Source organism: Kitasatospora sp. NPDC057692 (assembly GCF_042799475.1).
Classification (GTDB): domain Bacteria; phylum Actinomycetota; class Actinomycetes; order Streptomycetales; family Streptomycetaceae; genus Kitasatospora.
The window spans coordinates 66025-91650 of the sequence record NZ_JBHVIV010000021.1 but is presented as its reverse complement, the minus strand read 5'-3'; the positions used below and the strand labels follow the sequence as shown (position 1 = coordinate 91650).

The following is a 25626-nucleotide window of genomic DNA, read 5'->3' as shown; positions in this document are numbered from 1 at the left end:
TGCCAGCTCGGTGACGCTGGTGCCGCACTACCGGGCTGCCGCCAGGCTGCCCAGGTGCAGGCCAGCGGTCCTGGCGGCGCGCAAGGCGTCCCTGGCGCGCGCCGCCCCGCTGCGGGTGGCCGCCTCGTCCCCACCGGCGGGGACCGTTCGCGCGCCGAGGCCTGCGCACGCCCGGCAAATCCCCGGTTGAGGCACCGGATCGTGGCACTGGGAGCACTCGGCGTACCGGATCGCTGCGGGCCGCACAGCGGGTTGGACGGGCGGCATCTTGCGCTCCAGGCGGTAGCGGAGCACCGCGACGGCCGAGTGCATCGGGGCAGGCAGGCCCGGCAGCAGGGCCTGGGCAAGGTCGGCCTGGGTCGCGCCGCGCCCCAGCCACTGCGCGACGAGGGGCGCGAGTTCCTCGGCTTCGGCCTGGCCGAGCCGCAGGCGCGGCTCGGGGCGGATCACCCGGAACAATGTGGCGACCGCCTCGCAGACCTGCTCGTCCGGCACCGCCACGGGCTGTTCCTCGACCTCTTCCTCGGAGCCTTCCTCCCGCCCTCCCATCCTCGCCTGCGGCTCGTCGGCGAGGACCGGCTCATCGACCTGCTCGGCGGGGTGGGAGGGTTCTTTCACCAGGTCCTTCCCAAGGGCGTCAGCACTACCGGTAGTCGCTTCACCGGAGACCGGACGGGTGACACCCGGCAGCACCGTGAGCTGTGGGGTGTCGTAGACGTGGGTCTCGGTGACGATCGTGCCGTCCGGCATCCGGATCTTCTCGACCCTGTAGAAGCCCGCCTCCGCCAGCTCCTTCAGGGCCTTGCGGATCGCACCCCGGCCCTGCGGGCTGGTGTCGGCCATGTGCCGGCCGTCCTCGCGCCAGCCGTCGGGCCGGGAGAGGAGGTCCGCGAGCAGGCCGCGGGCGGTGTAGGAGAGCCGTCGGTACTGCAGGACGGCGTTGGGCAGCACGGTGAAATTGCGCACGTGGGCGCTACGATGGACACGCATCGGGAGTTCTGGCTCCTGTTGCCGGACCCCGGAGCGTTGGCGCGCTGCCGGGGTCGCCTGTTTTCGGTTGGATCACGGAACGTAGCACACGCCCCGGTCGAAGATCGACGCGATCGGCGAGCGACCACGATCACACATGGGACGGGCGAAACCGATCGCTCGACAACCGATAGGTGGCAGCAACTGCCACCGGGCCTTGCCGTGAGCGGCTGCGGTCCAGCCGGGCGGCCATGCCAACTGCGGCGAACACCCAGCGCCGGGGGCGGGCCGCACTCGACACCACATGTGACCTTGCCTACTGAAGCGCTTGTGCAAGTTCTCCGACATCAACTAAAGTGCGCTTGGCTGTGATGCGCTTCGATGGAAAGTGCTGACCTCAAGGAGCTCTGACGCATGGACGTGCCGCTCTCTCCCTGGATGACCGAGCTGTTCGGTGAGCAGGTGCTCGCCGTCCGTACCGGCTTGGGCCAGGCCCTCCGGAACATGCAGGCCAATGCGCAGGCCGGTCAGGAGCAGGCGGACGTCCGGACGAAGCACCCGTTCGGGTCTGCACGTTGGTCCGGCCAGTTCGAGCGGGTCTACGAGGAACTCAGGGAGTTGCCGGGGGCCAGGGCGGTGAAGCCGTACCGCTTCCCATTCGACCTGGTGCTGGTCGGACGCGGGCTGATCTATCCGTTCCTCTACGCGAGGACCCGGTCCGACATCCTGACCGCACGGGTACCCAGCAACTCCGGGATGGTCCGAGAACTGTTCACCTTCGCCCCGGCCCCGACGGCTCCAACAAGCATCCAGGGCGCCTTCGACTTCGAGTTCGCCACACCGCCCGAGGAACCAGCCGTCGAACTGCACGGCGGTCTCACCACCGTGCCCCCGGACACCTGTCTGGTCCTGGTGCCCTTCGCGTGCAACTCCTCGGAGCTGCTGGAGGCCCACTGGGGCGTCGCCGCTCACGGCGCCGATGGCATGTTGGATTGGGTCGCCGGACCGGAAGCGCTGCCGCTTCCGGAGGCCGTCACCTTCCACGGAAAGCGGCTGTCGTCCATCCCGGCTCAGTCTGGACCCGCAATTCTGGAGCACACCGGCTTCGACCAGGGCGAGACGCCTACTCTTACCCTGTCGTCCCGTTCGAACGTGGATCGAACGATCAACGTGACGCCACTGACCGAAGCGGAACCAGCGAAGCCTCAGATCAACGAAAACGATGCGACGAACTAGGCAAGACCTCATCCCGGGACTGGAAGAACGTGGGATCACCCCTCGTGCCGTCGTCGACGGTTTCGATCCATCCCGGCTCACCCAGGCCCGCCGACTGGCGGAGATGACCAAGAAGGACGTCGCCGAGCGGCTCGGTGTCACACCGGCCGCCGTCGGCCAGTACGAGACGGGTGTGTCGAAGCCCAGACCGGAGCTGGTTCCTGGCCTTGCGGACATCCTCAGCGTGCCGCTCTCGTTCTTCTTGGCCGGCCGACCGAGCAGCCGCCTCGATGCCTCGATGGCCCACTTCCGGAGCCTTCGCAGCACCCCGAAGGCCCAACGCGAGCGAGCGCTGGCCTTCGCTGAGCAGGTCTGGGAACTGACCTACGCCCTGGAACTGAGGGTGCAACTGCCGGTCGTGGACCTGCCCGGCTTCGCCGGAGGAGAGGTCCACCCCGGCGAAGAGCTACCGGCGGAGCCTGCGGCGGCGGCACGGGAGCTGCGGCGCCGTTGGGGCCTGGGCGACGGTCCGGTCACCCATCTCGTGAGGCGGATGGAGTCCCACGGCATCATCGTCGTCACGCCGCCGGCGGGCGACACGTCGGCCACAACTGTCGACGCATTCTCCTCCCGGACTGCCCGGCCCCTCGCGGTCCTGACGTCCAATCGTGCTGATGACGTCTACCGGCACCGCTTCACCGCCGCACACGAGTTGGGCCATCTGGTGCTTCACGGTGACGCCACCGGGGACAGCCGGCAGGAGAAGGAAGCTGACGCCTTCGCGGCCGAGTTCCTCACCCCGCAGTCCAGCATCCTGCCGCTCCTTCCTCGCCGCATGGACCTCGCACGCCTGGCCGAACTGCGGCGCACCTGGGGCGTCTCCATACACTCGTTGATCTACCGCTGCCGCGAACTCGGACTGACCTCGGATGCGACGACCAGTCGCGCCTACCAGCGCTTGCGTGCGCTCGAAGGGCAGCCGGGGTTCGCGTCCGAGTCGGTCAACGGCTTCTCGGGCGAACAGCCTGCCCTCCTGCGCCAGGCCTTCGAACTTGCGGCCGAGGAGGATGGCCTCACGGTCGAGAAGCTCGCCCGTGAGCTCGCTTGGAAGCCGGAGCGTGTGTGTGAGCTGCTGGGAGTGCGGAATGAGCGCCCAGTGCTTCGCCTGATCAGTAATCACGCTTGATATCAGAGCCGTGGCTGGCCGGTAGGGGATCGGCTCAATGCTGGTCTTCCTACCGGCTGTTCGCTTGAGGAACCACAACACTATGTCGCCAAGGATGGCTACCGTGAGCGCGCATCGTTTCACAAGGAGGGATAGTGTCGGAGCTCAGGTGGCAGGTTGTGGCCGAAGGCCTCGAACGTAAGTGCTCGGCGCCGACGGACGAGCAGATCACCGTCGCCCGGGCCCTGGGCATCGCGCTGGGGCAGTCCACGCCCGCGCCGGTCGCCGCCGCCGAGCTGCGCGTCCGGCTACGGACTCCTCTGGGGCTTGCGCTCGCCGGGGACTTTGGCGACGACGAGTACGAGGTCCTCCTCGATCTCGCGGCCCGCACCGACCTTGCGGTTCCCGACATGGACGAGCTCGGGTGCCGGGAGGTGCTCAACGCCTGGTTGCGCGTCGCCCGTGACCGCGAGTCCGCCGCCGCCCTGCGCCGACTGGAGCCTGCGGTCGATGACGTTGTTACCGCCCGCGACCGGCGCAGCGGCCCGGATCTGTACGGCGAGATTTCATCAGTCGGTGCCAACGGTCGGCTGCACTTTCGGGGCGGCCACGGGCTCGGCACCGCCCCGCACCGGGCCATCCGTATTACCCGACCCGGCGAGGACGGCTATCTCGATCAGCTCCGCCTGGCCCGCGAATACGCTGCGGCGATCCAGAGCAATCCGACCCGGATCACCCGGGCCGAGGAGGCGCAGCTGGACCGCTGGCGGATCAACTTTCCAGCGCCCCCGGCGGCGGTCGAGGCGCTGCGCGACGCACTTGAGACAGCCGACGACGAGGCCGCGATGCAGCGGCTCCTGGAGAAGCACCCGGCGTTGCTGGCCGGTACCGTGGTGGGCAACCACGACACCTGGGTCCGGCCCCAGGTCCAGCTTGGGAACCACTACATGGCCGACTTCATGATCGCCGGTCAGACATCGCTCGGAGTTCGGTGGACGCTTGTCGAACTGGAGAGCCCGGTCAGCCGGCTGACCAACCCTGGCAACAAGCGGGCGACGGCCACCTTGCGGCACGCGGTCGACCAGATCGAGGACTGGCGTAGATGGCTGTCCACCAACCTGCACTACGCCCGCTCCGCGCGTGACGCCGACGGGCTGGGGCTGCCTGGTATTACGGCCGAGGTCCCCGGCTTGATCATCATGGCCCGCGAGACCTTTGACGACGCGGCTGCAGAGATCCGGGAACTCCATGCCCGGCGCTCAAACATCCATGTACGTACCTACGACTGGCTGATGCGCATCAACGAGTCCCCCGACCCCCTGCGCCGAGACGCCCCCGACCAGCGTCTTCGGCTCGCTTGAAATTGGCCGCCACATCCACCTTTCCGGCTTCACGGACCCGAAGGGCGTCCCGGCGAACCTGAGCTGCCCTTCGGATGAACGTGAGCGAGGCATGTCGACAGCGGCTGCTGCTGTTGCATCCGTTGCAATACCGCTTGTTAGCTGAGGTAGGTGTGCCGGAAGAGCCCGTCGAAGCCAAGGCCCCGGTACATCTGCTCGAACGAATCCCACTCGCGTTCATCCGCCGCATCGTTCCGGGCGGCGGCGACATCGGCGGCTTCCAGGTCGTGCTCGTGCCACTCGTGGGCGCAACGGCATCGCACGAAGACCAGGTTGGGCTGGACGTGGATCAGCAGCCAGTCGCGGGCAGCGCCGCACCTGGCACAGGTGATGGTGATGTCGCGGGGGTTGAGGGGGCCGGGGTGGGGGACTGCGAGGGTGGCGGGGTGCTGGTGGGGGTTGTGGCTGGCGTTGGCGGGGTTGATCACGCGGTGCCCTTCGTGTCGGTTGCAAGTACCACACGACGCCGGGCGGGTTGACATGCTCCCCGAGCACGGGAGAAGACATCAAACCGTCACCCTGGCCGGGCGGTTGCCCGGCCAGGGTGGCGGATGTGCATCAGTCCTTGGTGGGGATGAAGAACCCGTCGTCGGGGGCGACGATGCCGAGCAGGCGCTCGTATTCGGCGCGATCGTGACTGGTCATGATGGCGACGGCCTCGCCGGACACGCTGCCGGCCGGGAGCTTGGCGAAGTACCGGAGCAGGAGGGCGACGATGGCCTGGGTGGCGTCGTCGAGCTCGCGCGCGGCTTCCACCTCCTGGCTGTGCAGTTCGAGGCTTGCCTCGAGTTCTGCCCGGGTGGCGCTATCGGCGAGGGCGCGTTCTTCCATGGTGAAGGGACGTCCGCCCTGGTGGAGCAGAGTGTTGGTGCTGCGGTACTGCGAGTAGTCCGCCGTGTGCAGCAGGTCGACGACGTTGGGGCGGATGGTGTGCTGGGTCAAGAGACTTCCTGAGAATGGGAGATGGGTGTGTGGTGGCGGGTGCTGAGGTCGGTGGTGCGCGCGCGATCGGGCCTTGGAAGGCCGGACGGAGCGCATTCGGCTGATCCTGGGGCCGCCGCCTGGGCTGTCCTTCAAGGACGGGCGGCGTCAGCCGGATAGGTGCGACTGGTTGATGATCTGACTCAGCTGTCCTTAGGGGTTCACCGCTTGTGGCGCCGCTGGTTGGTGCCGAGGTGGTGCGGTGGAGTGGGCTGGGCCGCGTCCCGTACGGGCGTGGCGAGCCTGGTGGTGCGGAGGCGGGCGGCGTCGGCGGCGCGGTTGGGTTTGGGGTTGCGGCTGGTGTGCTGGATGCGGCCGAGGAGGACCTTGGCGGGCTGGCGAGCCGTGGCGAGTTCGCGGCGGGCGGCTGCCTCGGTGAGGAGTTGGCGGGGTTGGTGGCCGGCGGCTTCGGCGTCGGCGAGGGCGGTGGCGAGGGCGGGCCAAGTGGGGTCGGTGAGGATGCGTGCGGCGTGGTCGGGGACGGCGGCGCGCAGGTCGTGGGCGAGGTCGTTGATCGTCTCCTGGGCGGGCTGGCGGTGGGCGAGGTCGGCGAGGTGTTCGGCGGCGGCCTGGTCGTAGGCGGCCTGGAGGTGCTGGACGGCGAGCTGGGAGGCCTGGGCCTGCTGGTGGTGGCCTCGGGCCTGGTGCCAGCGGCCGGCGAGGACCGCCGCCCAGACGAGGGCGGCGATCAGTGCGGCGAGGGTGCTGCCGCCGGGTCCGTCGGCGGCCTGGAGGATGTCGCGGGCGGCCCGTCGCAGGTCGGCGGCGGCCTGGTGGTCGGCGCGCACCTGGGAGCGTTGGGCGCGGGCGTACGTACGGGTGGCGGCTCGTAGTTTGGCGCGCAGCTCGTGGGGTGCGGCCTGGGCGGTGGCGTTGATGATGTCGCCGAGGGCGGTGATCTGGGCCTGCGCGAGGGCGTCGGCCCCGGTGTCTCCGTCGGTTTCGGCGAGGTGGAGGGTGTCGAGGGTGTCGGTGGTGCGCTGCCAGCTGGTGCTGTGGCGGTAGCGGCGGGCGGTGGGGTGTTCCTCCGGGGTGCTGGTGGAGAGGAGTGCTTGGAGCTTGGGCAGGGAGAGGTCGGGGGCGATCTTGCTGCCGGAGAGGTAGTTGGGTGTGCCGTCGGCCTTGAGGTCGCCGGGCCGGGCGACGGAGTAGCCCTTCAGGTCGCCGGAGGGCAGTCGGCGGATGTTGACCTCGACGCCGTCGGCTTGGAGGTAGGCGAGGAACTCCTCGATGTCGGCGGCGTGGGGGATGGCGTCGCGGATGCGGTCTTCGAGCCAGGTGCGGCTGGTCCGGTTCCAGCCGAGGCGCTGGGCCTTGTGCATCTCGGCCTGGGTGGGGCGTTTGGCGGCGGTGCCGTCGCCGGGCTTGAGTTGGCGCAGGCCGTAGTCCTTCTCGATCTGGCGGCAGGCCGTGGCGACGCGGCGTCCGCTGCCGTGGAGTTTGGGGCGGCGGCCGTCCTCGCGGACGGTGGTGGCGACGATGTGGATGTGGTCGTCGGCGTGGCGTACGGCGATCCAGCGGCAGGCGAGGTCGTCGCCGGCGGGGGCGATGCCGGCGGTTTGCACGATGCGGTGGGCGATGTCGGCCCACTCGGTGTCGGAGAGGTAGCGGTCCTCGGGGGCGGCGCGGACGGGGCAGTGCCAGACGTGGTTGGTGAGCTTGAGGCCGACTTCGCTGTTGCGCAGGTGGACGGGCTCGTCGAGGTAGCGGGCGAGCTGGGTGAGGGTCGCCTGCTCGTCGCGGCCGGGGTCGGGCATGGCGAGCATCGCGAAGCCGGCGACGATGTGCGGGTCGTGGTGTTCGTCGTGGCGCCCGGGGCCGTAGAGGTAGGCGAGCAGGCCGCGGGTGTTGGAGCCGGGGTCCTTGATGGCGGCGATCACGGGCGGGTCGGGATCTCCTGGGTGGGGGACGGGCGGAAGGCGTGGGCGATCTCGGTCTGGAGGCGGAGCAGTTGGTCGATGGTCCGGGGGCTGTGGTCCGGTCGGTCGTAGCCGCCGTTGTCGGCGCGGGCGATCTGGTTGAGGTTGTTGCCCAGGCGGTCGTGCTTGCGCAGGAAGACCGAGCGGAAGTGGTGGGTGGCCCGCCGTTCCTCGGCGAGAGGGAGGTCGATGAAGAACCGGCCGTCGATGAACGCCATGACGATGTCGGCGGCGAAGCCGGACACGCCGTTGTAGCCGTGGGCGAGGGCAGCCGCTTGCAGCCTGGCGTGCTCGTCGGGCTTGAACCGCAGCGGGCCGACGCGTTCCTCGCGCTTGACGCCCTCGAAGCGGCGGTTCCGCGGCTCGGCTCCGCGAGCTTCGACGGCGCTGTCGTGCCGGCGGTGGTCGGTGAGGATCGTCTTCTGGACGGCGAGGAGTTCGTCCGGTTCGGGGCTGCCCTCGGCCTCGAACCCCTGGCCCGGTGCGCCCTCGCGCCGGGCCTGCTCCGCTACCCCTGGGGCGGAGCTTCCCCGTGACCGGCCGCGAGTCGGACTCGGGGTACTACTGGCTCCGCCAGGGGCGTCCAGGCCGAACGCCCGCTGCAGATCACGAGTAAGCGTGGGCGAGTTGAGAAGCGTGTCCAGACCGGCGTATGAGTCGTGGGCTTCCTCGGGGTCATGCTGGTGGTCGGCCAGGGAGTATCTCCTGGATCTTCGGGCGGATCGGTCATACGGGTGAGGCGCGGACGGACCGCGAGGTGGACGGTTCGGTCCGGTCTGTGAACGGACCGGTCCACCGGTCCGGTCCGCTCGGTCGATGGGCGGATTTCGGTTCGCGAGTTCGACAGATCGCGTTCCGGTCGGTTCGGTCCGCTGGCGCGGTCCGTGAGCGGATGGTCGGCAGATCTCGGTCCGCCGGTCCAGCGGTCCGTCCGGACCGGACCGCCGCGCTGGTCCACGCAGGCGGACCGGATGGACCGACGGTCCGCTGGCCCTGGCCTGCACAGGAGATGGTCCGGCAGCTTCCGGACCGTGCGTTTGGACGGGATGCCGGACACCGGTCCGGTCCGAGCCGTCCGCAAGCCTGTGGGCGGCGGACCGCTCGGTCCGGCCGGGTTGAGCGCCGCGGTCCGTCTCATCCGTCTCGCATGCCGAAGTCCGTTGTCGCGACTGGCCCGTGTGGGGTGGCGCTCCGTCCCGCTACTGTCTTGGTCCGGTACAGCGCCGCATCGGTCCGGTCCGGTCGGCCGACTTGTGGTCCGCAGGTTGTGTCACGGCTCCCGGAAGTCCGCCGTCCCGGTGGTGGGTGTGTGGGAGAGCGGATGCGACGTCGGTGACGGCATCTACCGCACCTGGGGGTCGGGGTCAGCCGGCCTGGGCGCGCTGGGGGAGCGGGTGGACCTTGGGGCAGTAACGGCGCCAGGAGTCAGCGAACTTGTTGAAGGTGTAGCCCTTGCGCTGGGTGCCGTCGGGCAGACGGATATTGGCCGAGGAGATCCGGTAGTCCTTGAGCAGCCCGGCCAGCGCGCGGGCCGTGAGGCCACCGCGTCCGTGCTCGGCCCACGGCGCCTCGGGGTCGTCGTTGAGTGCCGCGAGGATCGCCGTGGTGGGCAAGGTGTCCGTGTCGCCGTGGGTGAAGAAGATCCGGCGGATGTCGGCGAGGATCCGCGCGCCGCCGCAGCTGTCCTCCTCGATCTCCTCCTCGGCCGCGACCATGCGCACGCACGCCAGGCGGGCGCGGCCCGGCCACGAGCCGCCGGCGAGGTCGGCGACGGCCACCAGGGGTTCCCAGGTGTCGGCGGCGCGGTCCTCGACCGGCATGTCCGGATGCAGGGCCTCGGCTTTCTCCCGCACGAGGGAAGCCCACAGGGCGAGCTTGGCGCGGGTCTCCCGCAGCAGGACACCGTCGCGGCGATCGCGCAGCGGCGCGACGACCTCGCCGTCGGCACGACGGCGCATGCGGATCACGACCGACCGGTCCATGATCGTGTCGGGCAGGTCGCCGATCCCCGCGAGGGCGGCCATGGCGAAGGTGTCGAACTCGCGGGCCTGGTGGTCGTTGCCGACCGACCGGGTGACGGGCCGGTTGCGCTGGTGACCGGCGTTCAGCAGGCCGCGCAGGCCCTCGTTCATCTCGGCCGTGCGGGGGTTGCCGAAGATGGTGTCGACCTCGTCGACCAGCAGGGTCCTGGGCCGGTCGCTGATCGAACGGTAGATCGCCGCCGCGCTGGTGTTGACCGTGATCAGCGGATCGTGGACGGTCTCGACCAGGATGTCGAGCAGGCGGGACTTTCCGCACCGCCGGGCCGGAGCCACGATCGCCAGACGCGGCGCGTGGTGCCACGCCGCCTGCAGGTGCGTCGCGGCGACCCACAGCGTGACCGCGTCGAGCGCCTCCGCCGAGGGCAGGACCGCGTACCGGCGGATGTGGTCACGCAGTTCGGCCAGTAGAGCGGTGCCCGGCGACTCGGACGTGTCCGGCGCCGTGTCGATGGTCCGAAGAGCGTCCGTCGCGGAGCCGTCTGCGGCCGGCATCTCCCCGGCGGCGTCGGCGGCAAGAGGGTGGGACATAGAGGTGATGGTGAGACTCCAGATCGCGGCACGCGGCGGGGTGCCACGTACCGCCGGTAGGGGGCAGGAACGAGAAGGGGAGCGGGATCCGGCGGTGAGGCGCGGTTGGGTCAGGCGGCCTGGCCGGCGCTCTGGCCGTCCAGCCAGGCTTCCACCTCCGCCCAGCGGTAGCGCAGGTGCCGGCCGACCTTGATCGCCACGGGGCCCTGGCTGCGGTGTCGCCATGCGTACACGGTCCCAAGCGGGACTCCGAGGTACGCGGCGAGCTCCTTTGCAGTGGCCAGCGGGCGGCGATCGGGGGTGGTGGCACGGAAGGTCGTGGGCAAGAGGTCTCCAGCAGGCAGGGGATAAGGAAGTGCGGGCGCGCCGAAGAGCCCCGGAAAGGGGATCGCTCTGCGCAGGGGAGAGAAAGTCTCCACGCAACCCGGCTCGGAGCCTAAAAAGGCTCAGGGTTGGGCGGTTGGCCAGCCCGTCGCGAAGTGAAGTGGCGCGACCTCGCTGAGTGGCATTAACGAACGTAAGGCCCGCAATATCTGACGTGCAAGGAGTTCGGGAAAATCCCGCAAAAGATCTTGATCGTCCTACTGCGGGGTGACCTCTGCCTGGGCGACTGGCCAGTTCAGAGCGCACCGTGTCCGTGAGTGAACGTCGCGAGCGCTCCTGAGCGACGATGAGCGCACACGGGCGCCGGTGGGCTCGGGACTATCTGGCACTATCGAGCACGAATAGGCACCCAAGCGCCCCTCTGGGAATCTCGCATTTGACAAATGGCTTTCGGTCGATAAACATCCAACACCCGTCCCGAGGGGCGCTTCCGCGAGCGTCTGCATTCGCGGTTCACCGGCGCCGCCATCCGCGCGCCACCACTTCCACCTCACCGCCGGCCACAGGCCGCGCCTCCGCATGCCCCCAACCCAAGGAGCCGAATGGCGACCGTCTACGACACCTGGCACAAGACCTACCCCCGCCCGACCGACAAGCCCTGCCGCGAGCACAAGGGCAAGTACCCCACGGCCGAGCACGGCAAGGGCAAGCGCTGGCAGGTCCGCTACCGCGACCCCGACGGCACGCCGCGCAAGCTCAACTACACCAAGCGGGCCGAAGCCGACGCGGAGGCCTCCCGGATCGACAATGATCTCAACCGCGGCACCTACATCGACCCCACTCTTGGCAAGGAGACGTTCCGAGAGGTCGGCGAGCGCTGGCGTGAGGGCGCGGTCCACGGATCGAGCACCTCTGAGCGCGTGGATAGGGCGCTTCGCCTGCACATCTACCCGATCCTCGGCGACCGGGCCATTGCGGGCTTCAAGACCTCAGACATCCAGGCGTGGGTCAAGGACCGCTCGAAGGTCCTGGCGCCCTCGACCTTGCGGGTTCACTACAGCTACGTGACCGCGATCTTCCGCGTCGCGGAACTCGACCGCCAGATCCCGTTCAACCCGACGAAGGGGGTGAAGCTGCCGCCTCCGCCGCGCAAGGAGATCGTCCCGCTCGCCATCGAGGTCGTGGTGGCCCTGGTCGACGCCGCCCCCGGCTGGTACCGGGCGCTACTGCTCCTGGCGGCGGCTTCTGGGCTGCGGCAGGGCGAGCTCTTCGGGCTTGAGCTTGGGCAGATCGACTTCAAGCGCGGCACGATCAAGGTCACGCAGCAGGTGATCAGTCCGGACCAGGGCGAGCCCTACCTCGCACCGCCCAAGACCCACGAGAGCTACCGGACGGTTCCGGTGGCCAAGTCGGCGATGGACGCGCTGGCGGCACACCTGGAGAAGTACCCGGCTCGCCGGGTGGGCATCGAGGACCGCAGCGACCCCCGCCCTTCCAAGTGGAAGCGCCGGAAGGCGCTGCTCGTGTTCACCAACGAGCGCGGCGAGGCGATCCGCCGCCGCGGCCTGGTCGTCGGTCTGGGAGAACCTCGGGCGGGTCGCCGACAAGGCCCTCCTGAAGCAGCATGAGGTTGCGTTCAAGAGCTGGGAGCGCCGCAGCCGGCCGGATGGTGCGGAGCCGACGCTCCGCCAGGTGCCGGACGACGCGACGATGCACGACCTCCGGCACTTCTACGCCTCGGCGCTGATCAAGCACCGAGAGAGCGTCAAGACGGTGCAGAAGCGGCTCGGCCACGCCAAGCCCTCGATCACGCTCAACACCTACACGCACCTGTGGCCGGACGAGGAGGACACAACGAGGGCTGCGATCGAAAACGTCTTCGGCGCTGTGCCTTCGATGTGCTTGCAGGCCGCGAAGACCTCGGGTCAAGTCAGCTGAGACGAGGCCCTCTGGAGGTCGATTAGTTGATCAGTCGTATTTGATGCCGCCTTTGGCGGATAGCCTCCAGGGCGCAACCAAGATCTCTGGTGTGGTCCCACTACTGGCTCGGATTCACCAGTGGCGGACGGTGCCCGTGCAGGTCCGACGACCGAGCAACTGGGACCAGCCACCCGGCAGCTCCGGCTGAGGAGATGCTGGACGGCGTAGATCACCCAGCTGTGCCGACTGAGCGCACCCCCAGTCGTTGCTCCCAGGCGGCGGACAATCGTGGCCGCAGCAGGACTACACCCTGCTGCGTTCCCACGGCGAGATCCAGGGTCTGGCTACCAGGCAGCGCGGTCAGCGAGGTCACGAACGCGGGCGCCGGCGTGGCCCACACCCGCTCCCCGCTAGGGAGATGGCAGAGGGCGACCCCGTGCTCATCGCTGACGGCAACCAAGGCTTGCCCATTGGGCGATGGCCCGGTCCAGAGGAGGCGGCGGGCTCGGACCGCAAGGGTGCGGTGATGGGCATCGGGGGCTGCGGAGTCCCAGATGGTCACGGGGAGGATTGTGGAGTCATCGGTCTCGGCAGCGTCCATGTAGAGGAGGACGGGGCTGTCACCGGAGGTATCGACCCAGCGCAGGAAATGGCTGTGGCCGTCGGCCAGCTGGCGATGCGTGCTGAGCCTTCGCTCGCTGCGATCCGAGTGTGGCAGATGGATCGCGCGGGTTCGTTCTGTGTCCAGGTCGAGCACAGCGGCCTGCCCGTTGCGGCACGCCATGGCGACATAACGGGTCCCCTCTGTGGCGTGATGGGGTGCCAGCGCCGTGAGCTGCGCAGGGAGCTCGAGGGGGGCGTGTCGCAGGGGCTGTCGCGTGGTGGCGTCCCACAGGAAACCCCGGCTAGGGCTGTCCTTGCCTGGCTGGTCATTAGTGATGAAGTGATTGGAGATCGTGTGGTCCCCACGGATGGCTGCCTGGCGCACCGCGACCATCAAGATGGCATGCCCCGTGTGCGCAGTGAAGGCAGTGGAGTAGACCATTTCGCCTTCCGGGTCGACCTGCCACCAGCTTGGTGTGGTCTCGGTCTTGGCACCGTACGACGCGACCGCGTGAAGCCTGCCGTTTAGCGGGCAGTAGCCGACGACACGAGCATGTGAATGGAGGGCCGAAGCAGGCAGTAGGTGGCAGTCCACATCCCAAGGAACCATGGTGAGGTCGCTTAGTTCTGCGCGGTCCACAGTCGCGGCGGTTGTGATCCGATGCCAAATGAAACTTGCTTTTGTTAGTGACTCTGAGGCTGTGTCGACGATCTCCTCGGACTTGACCAGATAGTGCACCGCGCCATCGGGATCCTCTACCCACGTCTCCAGCGCATTGTGGACGCTCAGAAGTGTACGCGCGGATATCTTCTTGCGTTCGGTTCCAGCGCAGTCCAGCACGGTGGCATCCAGAAGGCGGAGGTCACCCCAGGAACTGGCGACGACGACATCCGGGCGTGCCCTCCATCCGTGGATCGACTGCGTATGGGATCTGGCGAAGCTGGAGTACTCCTCGCTCTCCGACGATTTCTGATTCGGATGCCAGGTTTCCTCGGTATATGTCCAGTGCCATAGCCGAGCCGTCCCGTCATTTCCTACGGTGAGGACATCCGCGCTCCCCGACTCGGCGGAGCCCAGAAGATGGATGGCCTGTATCGCCCCCTCATGCCCGACCATCGGGGTGCTGGCGGGGGAGCCAGTGCCGCAGTCCAGAATCTGAATCCCTCCGACGAGTTCGCCGACGACAGCCAAGATACGTCCGTGCAGCGAAGTCGAGAATGGAACGAAGAAGTCTGTACGAACCTTTGGCTTGACGGTGTCTGAGTATCCCGTGATTGTCGACTGGATCTGGATTTTCCCCCAACGTGCGGCCGTGACGTAGAGGCTGTCCGACCCGCCTAGTGATACGAACCCACCCTGGGGCCAGCCGTGGGGATCATGTTGTGAGACGGTGGCCTTCCCGGAGCCGCAGTCGAGCAGGAACAGCCGCCGAGGTTGCCCGCGCGAGTAGTCGCCCTCCCAGACCACGGCAGTTGCGGCGCCTTCCCCCTGAAGCGTTTCGCCGAGCAGTGTTGGCTTATCCAACCCCTCCAGGAGCAAGGAGTACGTGCCATCCAGCATCCAGCGGGTGACCGTTCCTCGGACTCCATCGCACACAATCAAAGCTGGCTCGTCGAAACCGAGGTGGACCAGCCGGGCGGTTACCCCGCGTTCGACGGCAAGATTTGTCGGCGCGACATAGTCCACCTCGAACATAGGTTCCGCCAGAGGATCGTGGACAACGACTCGCCGTTCGTCCCTGCACACCACTACTGGGGTGCCATCTGTCAGCTTTCCTGTGTTGAGAATCGCCCGGTATCTCGTACGTGGAAGATGCCGGACGAGTGTGTGGTCCGCCAAGTCCCAGACGCGAAGATCCCCCGCATCGTCAAGCGTCACAGCAAGGGGATTCCCCTGGTTGGCCCGCAGAACGGCCATATCGACCACAGTGGCTGAATGGGGAAGGACGGTTGAGTTAGCCGGGTCGTCGAGGGCCCACAGATGGACGTTCGAGGAACGGGCCGACTTGCCCACGTGTTTGGTCCGACGGAACGCCAGTGCCAACCTGTCGCCGCTCGGCAGCTTGGCATCCTGGACCAGCCAACCACCGTCGAACGACGTGGTGGAGTACGACAAATCCTCGTGCCGGCCGACGATGCGGTGCGGTGTCACCGGGCGGGACTCGATCCGCACGCGTCGTATGGAGCTTGACAGTTCCTCCGCTCGCCGAGCAAGCTCGGGAGTCCCATGTGACTCGGCGACGAACGCCAATCGTGCGGCTTGGTCGATCTGTTGGAGCGCTGCGTCGTCCTTCACATCCACAAAGCGCTCCACGACCATGGCCAGCTTCGGACTGCTCTTCACATGGCGCACTGCCCGCAGCAACCCTGCTGGCTCGGCTGCCAGGATGAACGATGGGTCCGCGACGAAGCGTTCGATCATGCCTGCTGCTGCCGCGTGCGTGGCCAGTTGGCTGCGAACGTAAGGGTAGGCGCGGGACCAAGCGCGATTTGGCGTCAGATCGAGCAAGGCGTCTACGAAGCGCTCGGCGACGTCCCGCAGGTCCCAGTGCCGCAGCACGCGCTGCCGCAGGTGGTCCGTCAACTCCTGGTGATATAGACGGAAATGCTTGGCACCGGCGATCTCGACGATCGAGAGATAAGAGCCGTTTTCCTCCAGCAGCGTGTCGATGTCCGCCTCCCGCAACGGCAGTCCGGACAGTCGCCGGGCCACCGGGAGCCAGACCTTGCGAGGCAGCCCGTGCCCTTCACCGAATGCCAGGGCGGTCAGCAGCCAGGTGGATGCCTCGCGCCGATCGTTCGGCAATCGCCGTAGGTACTCCTCAAACGCACCGCCTACGTCTGAGGGGAGGGATTCCGCCCAGCCTGGCACGCTGGTGTCCATCGGCTCGGCGCGGAGCAGCGCGCTCGCCACCATGCGGGCGACCAGGAAGCAGTGGCCAGCCCGGCGGGCGACCTCTTCGGCGATCGCCCGGGCGCTGCCCGAATTTCCCTGGTAAGGGGATCCCTGGTCGGTCAGGATGCGCTCCACGTACTCCACCGTGCTGGTGTCGGCTGCGTACTCTGGGCTGTCCAGGTCAATCACCGGCACTTGGTCGCCGATGTACGGGACAAGTTCCCGCCGGGTGCCGACGACCAGCCGCACGCAGGGAACCGCGGCGAGGGGGCGTAGCAGCTCCCATGCGATGTGTCGGGCTTCCATCTTGTCGTCGGCCGGGCCAGCTTCATCGAGGGAGTCGATCACGATCCGGAGCGGCCTGCTGCGGCCGGCCAGCGCCTTAAGCAGTGCCGTCGGGTCGGAGACACGCAGGTCGGAGGCTGCAGCCAAGCGGCCGACCAGGTCTCCCAGCACCTGGTGGCGGGCGTTGATTGAAACGTCCGAGTGCCCATCCAGGACCACCCGTCCCAGCACTGCCGACTTCCCGGAGCCTGGTGCCGCTGTGACGGCCATGACGCCGTGATCGCCGGTGCTGGCGAGGTGGTCGCGCAGGGTGGTGAGGGCGCGGCCCCGCCCCGTGAAGTAGGAACCGGAGTCGTAGACCTGCTCCACGCCGCGTCCCCGGGGCTCGAAGTGCGAGCTGAGGTCCGACGCCTCGCGGGAGGGTGGTCCGTCCGGCACTATTTCCGCGCTCGGGTCGAACCCGGGGTTGGCGAAGAAGGGCGGTTGTTCTGCCTGGTCCGTCGAGGAGCAAGCGGCGCGCTGCCGGTACCCATCTGCCATGAAGACGCGGTTGACGCGGTCGGTCACTGTTGCAGGGGAGAGGAAGCGCTGGGACGGACCGTCGCCCCGCTCGCAGGCGGCCACCAGACGCGTGACGAACGCGCCGTCCATCGCGACGTCGCGGTGCCGGGCGGAGGCCAGCACCCACGTGCCGGAGCCGTAGGCGTCGGAGCGCGGTCGAGCCGCGACGATGCCGTTGGCCACGGTCCCGATTTCGGCGGCGCCCACCTCGGCATGGCACGCGTCGATGATGAAGAGGACGTGGCGCACCGGCGATGCCGCGAGGGCCTCGGTGAGGTTGTCCAGCGACAGCCATGAGCGGGCATGTCCCTCCCGGCTGCCGGTACAGGCCAGGCGGTAGCGACCACCCGGCGTCGGTTCGTCGCCGTGCCCGGCGTAGTAAACGGTGATCACGTCATCGGCAGTGAGCTCTGCCTCAAGGCACCATGAGGAGAGCGCGTCCTCGAAGTCCGCTGCGGTGGGGTCCTCGGAGTGTGCCTCCAGCACCCGGCTATACCCCATCTCTGCCGAGGTGAGGAACTGCACAATGCGGTCGACGTCCTCGTGTGCCTGGGGCAGCTCCGCGAGGCCCGGGTGCCGAGGGTAGTGGCGGGTGCCAGCGGCGATTAGGTAGCGCATGGGCCGTCCCCGTCTGCCCGGACGAGTCCTGCGGCGATGGCCCGACCGGTCTCTACGGCCGTGAGGTACCGCGTGGCGTCGTGCATGTGGACGCCGTTGTGGACGGTCAAATCAGTGACGCGGGGGCCGAAGTGCGGGCGGAGGTCGCGGACGGCGGCGACGATGTCAGTGGCGTCCGCGATGTTGGTCCAGGAGCGGAGTGGTACGGGCCACCGTGCCTGACGATCCTTTGGCGCGGGCTGCAGCCGATCGAGGACGAGCGCGCCCATGCCGAGCGGTGAGCCGAGTGTGACCAGGGCGTGGATGTCCCATCCAGCGTTGAACCGCTCGTCGCAGAGGGTCTCGTAGGCGACGACCGAGCCGAGCGAGTGCGCGACGACCACGCGGGTCTGCGGTGTGATCCGGGCGGCCAGCCGCTCCCGCGCCGTGCTCCGCACAGACGGATCGGTGAAGTAGCCGGTCAGCTGCTTCAGATCGGCGATGAGTGCCTGATCGAGGACACCCCGCAGATACCGCGCTCCTGTGAGGGCGTCAAGTGCCGCCCGCACTGCTCGCAGCCGCAACGCCCGTGTGGCCGCCCACCCGGCGGCACCGCGCCCACCTGCCTCGTCGGGGCCGGGTACTCCGGAGTCGGTGCGGGCTGCTTCCGCCCACCATGTCATGAGGAGCGCGAACTCCTCCTCGCTCTCGACGTCGGCGGCATCGTAACGGGGGTAGTGGCCGCTGCGGGTACCGCTAAGGCGGAACACGTCGCCGTAGAAGGCGACGCCTACGTCATTACTGGCAGGCACCGGGCCGCCGGCCAGCCGCACGCCTCCCAGCAACTCCGGCACCACATCCCGGGCCAACGAGTCCTCGCTGAGGTATTGCTTACTGATGCCGTGTATGAATACGACCTCGGTCACTGCCCGCCCCTCCCGTGGATGCCCGTCAGCCTAGCCACCTTGACGGGCGAATTCGGCCCAGCCGGACCAGTTCTCCAATAGCGCAGATGCTTGGCGGTGCCCGAGGTGGGTGTCAACGAAACTGGGCTGGTGATCGTCATCCGTCTGGCACTGGAGACTGGTGTGCTCTCCGAGTCCGCGTTTTGCCTGGTCGCCGTACAGTCGCCGTGCCAACTTGCACCGTTGAGCGGAGATGCTGGTCGGCAGGGCGATCGCCGTCATTGCGGGATGCAGCTCCAGTCGAGCCGACGACCGCCTGGCCGACCTGCCGGTTACCTTCCTGGCCTCGCTGCTGAACGAGGAGGCTCTTGTCGCCTCTGAAGGCCCCCGCGAAGCGGTGCGAGGATGCCCTCAAGACGTGGGAGAAACGGTGCGGCCGTAAGGCGGGGCACGCGTTCTGTGGCACGTGCCGGACGACGTGACGATGCACGACCTTCGGCACTTCTACGCCTCGGTGCTGATCAAGCACCGCGAGAGCGTCAAGACGGTGTAGAAGCGTCTCGGCCACGCCAAGCCGTCGATCACGCTCAACACCTACACGCACCTGTGGCCGGACGAGGAGGACACAACGAGGGCTGCGATCGAGGCTGTCTTCCGCATTGTGCCCTCGATGTGCCCTCCCGGGCCGGAAAGCTAGCGTTTCCGCAGGTCAGCGGGGTTTGCTAGCGGTAGTTCACGAACTGGATCGCGAAGTCCAGGTCCTTGCCCTTGAGCAGGGCCTGGACGGTCTGCAGGTCGTCACGGCTCTTCGAGCTGACCCGGAGCTCGTCGCCCTGGACCTGGGCCTTCACGCCCTTCGGGCCCTCGTCCCGGATGATCTTCGCGATCTTCTTGGCATCGTCCTGGGAGATGCCCTCCTTCACGTCCGCGAAGATCTTGTACTCCTTGCCGGACAGCTGCGGGTCCTTGGCGTCCAGCGCCTTCAGTGACAGACCGCGCTTGATGAACTTGCTCTGCAGCACGTCCAGGATGGCCTTGGCGCGCTCCTCGCCGTTGGCCTTCATCTCGATCGTCTCGCCGGAGCGCTTGATGTCGGCGCCGACGTTCTTGAAGTCGAAGCGCGTGGCGATCTCGCGGGAGGTCTGGTTGATCGCGTTGTCGACCTCCTGCCACTCGACCTTCGAGACGATGTCGAAACTGGAGTCGGCCATGGGTGTTGGTCTCCTTGATGCTCTGGCTGCACTGACACGGCCCGCCGCACTGGGCGCCCGCCGCCCCAGCCTATCCAGCCGGCCCCCGCCGCCGCCCAGGACAGCCGCGCCACACCCGCCGATCGCGCCCCACCGAACCGGGTGGCGAACCACCCCCCGGCATCAGGTAAGGTTTACCCAGTCGAACGGGGCGAGACCCCGGAAGACGAAAATCCTGGCTGGTTGCCCGAGCGGCCAAAGGGAGCAGACTGTAAATCTGTCGCGCAAGCTACGCAGGTTCGAACCCTGCACCAGCCACAGGATAGAGAAACAGCCCCTGACATGCGGAAACGCATGTCAGGGGCTGTTTTGTCTATTCGAGCACCCGCGGTACCGCCGCGGCCGCTTGCGAATGCCGCTCCGGGGGAGTTCGGGATGAGTGGCTCGGCCGTGGCGGGCTGTCCGGTGGCTCGGCGCTGATCGAGTTGCTCGGCGCCCGTCACCCGCAGGCCGGTTCGACCTTGGTGTCGGGAGCCTGTCTGTCGAGGCGTTGTCAGAAGTGCCGAAGGGCCGGGTCCGGGCAGCGGGGATGCTGCCCGGACCCGGCCCTTCGGGTACGTGCGGAGGCGGGTTGGTCGGGAGTGCCGAGAGCGTGATCCGGACCGGGTCCGGGCCGTGATCAGGGGTCCGCGGGTCGGGACGCGCCTGGTCGGCGGTCCGGGGAGTTGTCGCGCAGGCTGTGCCGGTCGTGGGGTGGATGGCCCCGATTCACGGAGGTGTGGATCGGGGGTCCTTCGGCGCCCCGGGGGTCATTGGGGGAGGGCGAGGAGGAGGGTGGCGGCGGTGGGGGTGTCGGGGGCGGTGTGGGTGGGGGTGGGGTGGGACGGGGGGAGGGGCGGGGCCGGGGTGGGGGTGATCCAGATGGAGCGGATGCCGGTGGCGTGGGCGCCGCAGAGGTCGGTGTCGGGGTTGTTGCCGACCATCCAGTCGGTGGGGGCGAGGGTGCGGCCGAGGCGGGCGGCGGCGAGGTGGAAGATCGCGGGGTCGGGTTTGCGGACGCCGGCCTCTTCGGAGACGCAGACCGCGTCGACGGCGGGAAGCAGGCCGGTGCGGGCGAGTTTGGCGCGCTGGATGTCGGCGCGGCCGTTGGTGACGACGGCGATGGTCCAGCCGGCCGCGCGGAGGGCGGCGAGGGCTTCGGGGACGCCGGGGATCAGGTGGGTGCGGCCGGCCTCGTGGGTGACGTGCTCCTCCCAGAGGGTGGCGCCCGAGTGGGGGAGGCGGAAGCGGGCGCCGATGCGGCCGAAGCCGGTGGGGGAGCGGTCGGCGCGGAAGAGGGTGCGGACGACGGGGGCGGCCTCGGCGGGCAGGTCGTGGGCGGCGCAGAAGGCGGGGGCCCAGGCGTCGGCGTCGCCGTCGCGTTCGACCAGGGTGTGGTCCAGGTCGATGAGGAGGAGGGGGGAGGCGGGCGCCGGAGGGTAGTTGAGCATGTGCGGAGGGTAGTGGATGGCGAGGGGTGGGCGTTATTGCGAATGACTTGCAATTACCTGGGTCAGGCAGCACAGTGGTGGGGCAGGGGTGGGGTCGGGCCGTTCAGCTTGGCCGCCGAGCAGTCCCGGTCGTGCGCGCACGCGTCGGGAGTCCTCCGTAAGAGCTGATCGTCTTCCCAACCGGCGCCCGCCGGGACAGCGGTCCGCCCACCCCGCCCAGTCGCCCCCGCGGCCGTCAAGGGCCCGTCAAGAGCGGGCGACGGCGCGTCAGGAACGCGTAGGGGCCGCCGGGTGGGGCCGGGTCCCGCCGCAGGATCGGAGCAACCGATCGACTGCGGAGGTTCCGTCCGATGTCCAGCCCCCTCGCCCCGGCCCTCACCGCCGAGCCCGAGCCGCCGGACACCGGCGGCGGCACCCCGGACCGGTACCGGCTGACCGCGCTCGGGGGGCTGGCGGCGCTCTCGCTGGACGCGATGGCCTCGGTGGCGTACGGGCCGGAGTCCGTGGTGCTGGTGCTCGCCGCGGCGGGGGCGTACGGCCTCGGGTTCACGCTGCCCGTCACGGCGGCGATCGCGGTGCTGCTGGCGGTCCTGGTCGCCTCGTACCGGCAGGTGATCGCGGCGTTCCTGGACGGCGGCGGCTCCTACGCGGTGGCCAAGACGCACCTGGGCCGGCGGACGGCGCTGACGGCGGCGGCCTCGCTGGTGGTCGACTACGTGCTGAACGTGGCGGTGTCGGTGACGGCCGGCGTGGCGGCGCTCACCTCCGCCGTGCCGGGCCTGTACGAGGACCGGGTCTGGCTCTGCCTGGGCGTGCTGGCGCTGGTGACGGCGGTGAACCTGCGCGGGATCGCCGAGTCGGCCCGCTGGTTCATGGCGCCGACCGCCGTCTTCGTGCTGTCGATCCTGGCGATCGTCGTGGTCGGCCTGTTCCGGGACGCACCGGTGAGCACGGCGGCGGCCGACGGGCACGCGTCGGTGCTGACGGAGAACGCCGCGGCGGTGGGTGCGTTGCTGCTGCTCAAGGCCTTCGCGGCCGGCTGTTCGGCGCTGACCGGTGTGGAGGCGGTGGCGAACGCCGTCCCGTCCTTCCGTGCGCCGGGCGTGAAGCGCGCGCAGCGCACCGAGGTCGCGCTCGGCGCGCTGCTCGGCGTGATGCTGATCGGACTGGCCGTGCTGATCGGCCGCTTCCACCTCCAGCCGGTCGAGGGGGTCACCGTGCTCGCCCAGCTGGCCGACGCCTCGCTCGGCCACGGCGCCGGCTTCTACCTGGTGCAGTTCGCCACCGTCGTCCTGCTGGGCCTGGCCGCCAACACCTCCTTCGGCGGACTGCCGGTCCTGCTGCACCTGCTGGCCCGCGACCACCACCTGCCGCACGTCTTCGCCCTGCGCGCCGACCGCCAGGTCCACCGCCACGGCGTGCTCTTCCTGGCCGCCGTCTCCGCCCTGCTGCTGGTCGGCTCGGGCGGCGACGTCAACAGCCTGGTCCCGCTCTTCGCCATCGGCGTGTTCGTCGGCTTCACGATCTGCCAGGTGGGCATGGTCCGCCACTGGTGCGCCGGGAAACCGGCCGGCTGGCGGTGGAGGGCGGCGCTGAACGGGTTCGGCGCGCTGCTCACCGGCACCGCCGCCCTCGTCGTCACCGGAACGAAGTTCACCGAGGGGGCCTGGGGCATCTGCCTGGCGCTGCCGCTGCTGGTGCTGCTGTTCGAGGCGGTGCACCGGGGCTACGCGAGGATCGGCGAACGACTGGAGCTGGGCCGCGTCCCCGGCCCGCTCACCCCGCAGCGCAGTCTGGTCGTCGTCCCCGTCACCGCCATCACCCGCCTCACCCGCGACGGACTCTCCGCCGCGCTCTCACTCGGCGACGAGGTCCTCGCGGTCACCGTCGTCCACGAGCCGGAGGAGGCCGAGGCGCTGCGCCGGGACTGGGAGCTGTGGCAGCCCGGCGTGCCGCTGATCGGGATCCCCGACGCCCACCGCCGCCTGGGCCCGCCGATCGCCGCCTTCGTCAACGACCTCGCCGCCGAGCACGCCTACGACCGCCTCACCGTGCTCATCCCCGAGGTCGAACCCGCCCGCCCGTGGCAGCGCGCCCTGCAGAACCGCCGCGGCGCCGTCATCGACCGGGCGCTGCGCCGGCACACCGACGCGGTGGTCTGCCGGCTCCGGATGCGGATGTGAACGGTCGGGGAGGTGGGCGGCGGCGGGAAGTGGCGGGAAGTGGCGGGAAGCGGCGGGAAGTGGGAAGTCGGACAATCGCCCCCCCCCCGATGGAATTACGGTGATATGTCCGATGTAAGTGGTCCGATCGTCATATCTTGACGATGTCTTAACGGCCCCCCTTAGCGCCCTCGAAACGCCCCCGCCCCGCCCGGCAGGCCCCGCCCATAGCGGCTTCGACCTGCGAAAACATCCCGCCCCTCCGGCGTTCCCGGCGATCGGGGCACGCCGGAACGGCCCATTGCGCGCCCCTCGCACGCGCTTACGCTCGCCGATGTGTTCAACGTGCCCCAGGCGCTCAAGCGCCTCGTGATCGGCAGAGCCATGCGCAGCGAGGAGCTCGGGGAGACCCTGCTCCCCAAGCGCCTGGCCCTGCCGATCTTCGCCTCCGACCCGCTGTCCTCGGTCGCCTACGCGACCCAGGAGATCCTGCTGGTGCTCACCGTCGGCGGCACCGCCTTCCTCTACCTGACCCCGTGGGTCGCGGCCGGCGTGGTCGCGCTGATGGCCGTCGTGGTGATGTCCTACCGCCAGGTCGTGCACGCCTACCCGAGCGGCGGCGGCTCCTACGAGGTGGTCTCCCGCAACCTGGGCGCCAACTCGGGCCTGGTGGTGGCCGCCTCGCTGCTGGTCGACTACGTGATGACGGTCGCCGTCTCGGTGGCCTCCGGCGTGGACAACATCATCTCGGCGCTGCCCTCGCTGGCGGACCACCGGGTGGAGCTGGCGCTCGGCTTCGTCGTGCTGCTGATGGCGATGAACCTGCGCGGCGTCCGCGAGTCCGGCAAGGCCTTCGCCGCGCCGACCTACCTGTTCATCGGTGCGATCCTGCTGATGGTGGTCACCGGCCTGATCCGGGTGGCGTTCGGCGACGCGCCGGTGGCGTCCAGCGCCGCGTACGGGATCGTGCCGGAGGACGGCAAGGACACCCTGGCCGGGCTGGGACTGCTGATGCTGGGGCTGCGGGCGTTCGCCTCCGGCTGCACGGCGCTGACCGGCGTGGAGGCGATCTCCAACGGCGTGCCGGCGTTCCGGGCGCCGAAGTCGAGGAACGCCGCCGCGACGATGGCCGTGATGGGCACCACGGCCGTGGTCATGTTCGTCGGCATCACCTCGCTGGCGCTGATCTCCAAGGTCCACATCGCCGACGACACCTGCCACCTCAGCGGCTTCCCGGGGGACTGCGCGAGCGCGCCCCAGCAGACCGTGATCGCCCAGCTGGCGTCGGCGATCTTCGGCGGCGACCACAGCGTCCTCTTCTACGCCGTGCAGGCGGTCACCGCGCTGGTGCTGATCCTGGCGGCCAACACGGCGTTCAACGGCTTCCCGCTGCTCGCCTCGATCCTGGCCGAGCACCGCTACCTGCCCCGGCAGATGCACACCCGCGGCGACCGGCTGGCCTTCTCCAACGGCATCATCGCGCTCGCGGTGGTGGCCGGCGGGCTGCTCTGGCTGTACGACGCGGACGTCACCAGCCTCATCCACCTCTACATCCTGGGCGTCTTCACCTCCTTCACGCTGTCGCAGATCGGCATGGTGCGGCACTGGAACCGTGCCCTGGCCACCGAGACCGACCCGTCGGTGCGCGGCGCCGCCCAGCGCTCCCGGGCGATCAACTTCTTCGGCGCGGTCACCACGGCACTGGTGCTGGTCATCGTGCTGCTGACCAAGTTCACCCAGGGCGCCTGGCTGGCCGTGGTCGCGGCGGTGGTGCTGTGGCTGATGATGCGCGGCATCCGGCGGCACTACGACAGCGTCGCCGAGGAACTGGCGGTGGAGGACGGGCCGGCCGAGCCGGTGCGCCCGTCCAAGGTGCACGGCATCGTGCTGGTCTCCAAGGTGCACAAGCCGACCCTGCGGGCGCTCGGCTACGCCCAGGCCTTCGCGCCGGACTCGCTGGAGGCGCTCACCGTCGCGGTGGAGCAGGACGCCACCGGGGAACTGGAGCGCCGCTGGCGGGAGCTGGACGTCCAGGTGCCGTTGAAGGTGCTGGACTCGCCCTACCGGGAGATCACCAAGCCGGTGGTGCAGTACGTGCGGGACCAGCGGCGGGCCAGTCCGCGGGACGCGGTGGCGGTGTTCATCCCCGAGTACGTGGTCGGCCACTGGTGGGAGCACCTGCTGCACAACCAGTCGGCGCTCTGGCTGAAGAGCCGGCTGCTGTTCACGCCGGGGGTGATGGTGATCAGCGTGCCGTGGCAGCTGACCTCCTCCAGCCGGGCGAACCGGCCTTCGCGGCGCGCCCCCGGCGCGGTCCGGCGCGGCGAGCCGTCGGTGCGGGCCGAGCGGGAGAAGGCGGCAACCCCCGAGCGGGAGGCGGCGGCAACCCCCGAGCGGGAGACGGCGGCAGCCCCCGAGCGCGGGTAGCCGCCCCGGGCACGGGCACGAAGGCCCGGACACGGGCGCGAAGGCCC

General features: G+C 69.2%; 19 protein-coding genes and 1 tRNA gene. 9 read left to right on the top strand and 11 right to left on the bottom strand.

The features are described 5' to 3' along the window. Positions 1-27: 27 nt before the first annotated feature. On the bottom strand, positions 28-990 hold the full coding sequence (locus ACFVFS_RS14895) for a hypothetical protein (RefSeq protein WP_380624009.1): 963 nt from the start codon (positions 988-990) through the stop codon (positions 28-30). Positions 991-1383: 393 nt separating this feature from the next. Between ACFVFS_RS14895 and ACFVFS_RS14890 the strand changes: the two genes are divergently transcribed. The 3 genes from ACFVFS_RS14890 (at position 1384) to ACFVFS_RS14880 (ending at position 4710) form a co-directional block, all read left to right on the top strand. Further along, positions 1384-2205 carry a hypothetical protein gene (locus ACFVFS_RS14890; RefSeq protein WP_380624007.1) on the top strand — a complete coding sequence of 274 codons (822 nt, stop codon included), beginning with the start codon at positions 1384-1386 and terminating at the stop codon, positions 2203-2205. Continuing rightward, a complete protein-coding gene (locus ACFVFS_RS14885) occupies positions 2192-3370 on the top strand; it encodes a helix-turn-helix domain-containing protein (protein WP_380624005.1) in 1179 nt (392 codons plus the stop codon). Before ACFVFS_RS14890 ends, ACFVFS_RS14885 begins: the two co-directional genes overlap by 14 nt. A 134-nt stretch (positions 3371-3504) precedes the next feature. Beyond that, positions 3505-4710 (top strand): Shedu anti-phage system protein SduA domain-containing protein, encoded by a 1206-nt coding sequence (locus ACFVFS_RS14880; RefSeq protein ID WP_380624002.1) that lies wholly within the window; start codon positions 3505-3507, stop codon positions 4708-4710. Between the two features lie 137 nt (positions 4711-4847). Here ACFVFS_RS14880 and ACFVFS_RS14875 read toward each other — a convergent pair whose 3' ends face one another. The 4 genes from ACFVFS_RS14875 to mobC form a co-directional block, all read right to left on the bottom strand. Next, on the bottom strand, positions 4848-5177 hold the full coding sequence (locus ACFVFS_RS14875) for a hypothetical protein (protein WP_380624000.1): 330 nt from the start codon (positions 5175-5177) through the stop codon (positions 4848-4850). A 130-nt stretch (positions 5178-5307) separates the two neighbouring features. Beyond that, positions 5308-5691 carry a hypothetical protein gene (locus ACFVFS_RS14870; protein WP_380623999.1) on the bottom strand — a complete coding sequence of 128 codons (384 nt, stop codon included), beginning with the start codon at positions 5689-5691 and terminating at the stop codon, positions 5308-5310. A 200-nt stretch (positions 5692-5891) separates the two neighbouring features. After that, entirely contained in the window at positions 5892-7610 is a 1719-nt protein-coding gene (locus ACFVFS_RS14865) for a relaxase/mobilization nuclease domain-containing protein (RefSeq protein ID WP_380623997.1), read from the bottom strand. Next, positions 7607-7894 (bottom strand): plasmid mobilization relaxosome protein MobC, encoded by a 288-nt coding sequence (mobC, locus tag ACFVFS_RS14860; protein ID WP_380623994.1) that lies wholly within the window; start codon positions 7892-7894, stop codon positions 7607-7609. The genes ACFVFS_RS14865 and mobC overlap by 4 nt, the downstream gene beginning before the upstream one ends. A gap of 12 nt (positions 7895-7906) precedes the next feature. On the opposite strand from mobC, the gene ACFVFS_RS14855 reads away from it, so the two are divergent. After that, on the top strand, positions 7907-8185 hold the full coding sequence (locus ACFVFS_RS14855; protein WP_380623992.1) for a hypothetical protein: 279 nt from the start codon (positions 7907-7909) through the stop codon (positions 8183-8185). A gap of 828 nt (positions 8186-9013) precedes the next feature. Here ACFVFS_RS14855 and ACFVFS_RS14850 read toward each other — a convergent pair. Continuing rightward, positions 9014-10219 carry a DUF3631 domain-containing protein gene (locus ACFVFS_RS14850; RefSeq protein ID WP_380623991.1) on the bottom strand — a complete coding sequence of 402 codons (1206 nt, stop codon included), beginning with the start codon at positions 10217-10219 and terminating at the stop codon, positions 9014-9016. A gap of 110 nt (positions 10220-10329) precedes the next feature. Continuing rightward, positions 10330-10452 (bottom strand): helix-turn-helix transcriptional regulator, encoded by a 123-nt coding sequence (locus ACFVFS_RS14845; RefSeq protein ID WP_380623989.1) that lies wholly within the window; start codon positions 10450-10452, stop codon positions 10330-10332. A gap of 693 nt (positions 10453-11145) precedes the next feature. On the opposite strand from ACFVFS_RS14845, the gene ACFVFS_RS14840 reads away from it, so the two are divergent. Next, positions 11146-12171, top strand: a complete 1026-nt coding sequence (locus ACFVFS_RS14840; protein WP_380623986.1) for a tyrosine-type recombinase/integrase — start codon at positions 11146-11148, stop codon at positions 12169-12171. Between the two features lie 64 nt (positions 12172-12235). Further along, entirely contained in the window at positions 12236-12481 is a 246-nt protein-coding gene (locus ACFVFS_RS14835) for a tyrosine-type recombinase/integrase (RefSeq protein WP_380623984.1), read from the top strand. A 211-nt stretch (positions 12482-12692) separates the two neighbouring features. Here the strand turns inward: ACFVFS_RS14835 and ACFVFS_RS14830 are convergent, their stop codons facing one another. From ACFVFS_RS14830 to ACFVFS_RS14820, 3 genes are all read right to left on the bottom strand, one after another. After that, positions 12693-17426, bottom strand: a complete 4734-nt coding sequence (locus ACFVFS_RS14830; protein WP_380623982.1) for a caspase family protein — start codon at positions 17424-17426, stop codon at positions 12693-12695. After that, entirely contained in the window at positions 17414-18331 is a 918-nt protein-coding gene (locus ACFVFS_RS14825) for a hypothetical protein (protein ID WP_380623980.1), read from the bottom strand. The genes ACFVFS_RS14830 and ACFVFS_RS14825 overlap by 13 nt, the downstream gene beginning before the upstream one ends. Before the next feature lie 701 nt (positions 18332-19032). Further along, on the bottom strand, positions 19033-19521 hold the full coding sequence (locus tag ACFVFS_RS14820) for a YajQ family cyclic di-GMP-binding protein (protein WP_380623978.1): 489 nt from the start codon (positions 19519-19521) through the stop codon (positions 19033-19035). 216 nt (positions 19522-19737) lie between these two features. On the opposite strand from ACFVFS_RS14820, the gene ACFVFS_RS14815 reads away from it, so the two are divergent. Then, positions 19738-19818: transfer RNA gene (locus tag ACFVFS_RS14815), tRNA-Tyr, on the top strand. 491 nt (positions 19819-20309) lie between these two features. On the opposite strand, the gene ACFVFS_RS14810 is transcribed toward ACFVFS_RS14815, so the two are convergent. Further along, a complete protein-coding gene (locus ACFVFS_RS14810) occupies positions 20310-20990 on the bottom strand; it encodes an HAD family hydrolase (protein WP_380623976.1) in 681 nt (226 codons plus the stop codon). A 350-nt stretch (positions 20991-21340) separates the two neighbouring features. Between ACFVFS_RS14810 and ACFVFS_RS14805 the strand changes: the two genes are divergently transcribed. After that, positions 21341-23173 carry an APC family permease gene (locus ACFVFS_RS14805; protein ID WP_380623974.1) on the top strand — a complete coding sequence of 611 codons (1833 nt, stop codon included), beginning with the start codon at positions 21341-21343 and terminating at the stop codon, positions 23171-23173. A gap of 363 nt (positions 23174-23536) precedes the next feature. Next, positions 23537-25579, top strand: coding sequence for an APC family permease (locus ACFVFS_RS14800; protein WP_380624040.1), 2043 nt, complete (start codon positions 23537-23539; stop codon positions 25577-25579). Positions 25580-25626: the final 47 nt, after the last annotated feature.

What these genes read in the sequence shown, in the direction of transcription:
- ACFVFS_RS14850 (WP_380623991.1), bottom strand. Translation starts at nt 10,219, where the DNA reads ATGTCCCACCCTCTTGCCGCCGACGCCGCCGGGGAGATGCCGGCCGCA.
- ACFVFS_RS14840 (WP_380623986.1), top strand. Translation starts at nt 11,146, where the DNA reads ATGGCGACCGTCTACGACACCTGGCACAAGACCTACCCCCGCCCGACC.
- ACFVFS_RS14800 (WP_380624040.1), top strand. Translation starts at nt 23,537, where the DNA reads ATGCGCAGCGAGGAGCTCGGGGAGACCCTGCTCCCCAAGCGCCTGGCC.
- ACFVFS_RS14820 (WP_380623978.1), bottom strand. Translation starts at nt 19,521, where the DNA reads ATGGCCGACTCCAGTTTCGACATCGTCTCGAAGGTCGAGTGGCAGGAG.
- ACFVFS_RS14830 (WP_380623982.1), bottom strand. Translation starts at nt 17,426, where the DNA reads ATGCGCTACCTAATCGCCGCTGGCACCCGCCACTACCCTCGGCACCCG.
- ACFVFS_RS14810 (WP_380623976.1), bottom strand. Translation starts at nt 20,990, where the DNA reads ATGCTCAACTACCCTCCGGCGCCCGCCTCCCCCCTCCTCCTCATCGAC.
- ACFVFS_RS14890 (WP_380624007.1), top strand. Translation starts at nt 1,384, where the DNA reads ATGGACGTGCCGCTCTCTCCCTGGATGACCGAGCTGTTCGGTGAGCAG.
- ACFVFS_RS14805 (WP_380623974.1), top strand. Translation starts at nt 21,341, where the DNA reads ATGTCCAGCCCCCTCGCCCCGGCCCTCACCGCCGAGCCCGAGCCGCCG.
- ACFVFS_RS14885 (WP_380624005.1), top strand. Translation starts at nt 2,192, where the DNA reads ATGCGACGAACTAGGCAAGACCTCATCCCGGGACTGGAAGAACGTGGG.
- ACFVFS_RS14895 (WP_380624009.1), bottom strand. Translation starts at nt 990, where the DNA reads ATGCGTGTCCATCGTAGCGCCCACGTGCGCAATTTCACCGTGCTGCCC.